Genomic DNA, 1,655 nt, shown 5'->3' with positions numbered 1-1,655 from the left:
TGGCTCTGACTCAGTTTTGCTGCTGTCTCGGATGAAAATTCTGCTGATTCACCGGAGGATCAGCTCATGCAACAGCGGTTTCCGATCGCGAGCCTCGCACCATCTGGCTTTGCAGTCGATGAGGTTGAAGTTGTCGCGGACAGTGTTCGAGTTCGGCTGCGACCACGCCATCTCTCGGCAGTTTGTCCGGACTGCGGGCGTATGAGCCGCAGAATTCAAAGTCAGTATATGCGCCGGCCTTCGGACCTTCCCCTCAGCGGTCGGCGCGTTGAACTAAGGATTGTGGCGCGCCGCTTCTGGTGCGATGCAGTTCTTTGTGGAAGGCGTATCTTCTGCGAGCAGTTCGACAAGGACGTTCTGACTCGCTATGGCCGTCGCACTCAGCGGCTCGAGACGATCATCCATCACCTTGGCTTGGCGCTCGGAGGCAGGCCTGCTTCTGCGTTCGCCCATCGCCTGATGATGCCGGTGAGCAATGATACGCTGCTGCGGGTAGTTCGCCGCCGGACGGCTGATCAGCATGGCGACCTCAATGTCATCGGCATTGATGACTTTGCCTTCAGGCGCGGTCAAACCTACGGAACAATCATTTGCGACCTGGAGCGGCGCAGGCCTGTCACTCTTTTGCCAGATCGCGCGTTGGATACATCCCGATTGTGGCTCGCCAAGCATCAGTCGATATCGATCGTCGCTCGTGATCGTGGCGGCGGCTACGGCGAGGCCATCGCGAAAGCCTTACCCGACGCCGAGCAGATCGCGGATCGTTGGCATCTGATGGAGAACTCTAGCCGGGCCTTCCTCGATGCTGTCGGCAAGTCTATGCGGCAGATCAGACAGGCAGTGGGCAGCAATGTCGTTGACCCGAAGCTTCTGACATACGCTGAGAAGCTCCAGTATGAGGGATATCTACGCCGCCAGGAATCGAACGAGGCGATCCGCGAGTTGTCGAAGAAAGGGACCTCCATTCGACAGATCGTGCGTCAGACCGGCCACAGCCGAAAGCTTGTCCGAGACGTCTTGCGGGGACAGCGTCTCGATGTGTTCCGCACACGGCCCAGCTCTCTGGATAGCTGGCTGCCTTGGCTCAACGGGCGTTGGGAAGAAGGGGCGCGAAACGCATTGGCGCTCTGGCGGGAAATGAAAACAAAAGGCTTTCCGGGACAAAGCGGTGTCATCTCGCAATGGGCTCAGCGCCGGCGTCTTGCAGAAAAAGCCAATCAGAGTGGTCTCGCCAGAACGCCATCGGCACGGGTGATCGCTCGGCTGATGACCACTGCACGTGATGACCTGGCAAAAGCTGAAGCCATTTTGGTAGCGGCGATTGAAGTGAACGTACCTGAGCTGGTAGTAGCGCGCACAGCTATTGGTGACTTCCAATCCATGATCCGCTCGAAGAACGCGCGGAAGCTCGACGAATGGCTTGTTGCTGCAAAGGACAGTCTGGTGGGCTCGTTTGCCGGCGGCGTCGCAAGAGACCTCGCCGCCGTCAGAAACGCGATCATCTCCCAATGGTCAAATGGGCAGACTGAAGGCCAGATCACGCGGCTGAAACTCATTAAGCGTCAGATGTACGGGAGAGCAAAACTCGATCTGCTGCAGGCGCGATTGGTAGGCATACGGTAGCCTTCCCGCTTCAGCAAAAGTGCGTCAGAGCC

1 protein-coding gene is annotated in these 1,655 nt (G+C 58.1%); it reads left to right on the top strand.

The genetic code is table 11. The features are described 5' to 3' along the window. The first annotated feature begins 66 nt into the window (after positions 1-66). Complete coding sequence (locus tag ACYJRZ_RS31840; RefSeq protein WP_459465507.1) at positions 67-1,623, top strand: ISL3 family transposase; 1,557 nt, start codon at positions 67-69, stop codon at positions 1,621-1,623. The last annotated feature ends 32 nt before the right edge of the window (positions 1,624-1,655 follow it).

It is taken from the genome of Rhizobium sp. No.120, assembly GCF_054558365.1.
This window is presented reverse-complemented; position numbering and strand designations above follow the sequence as displayed.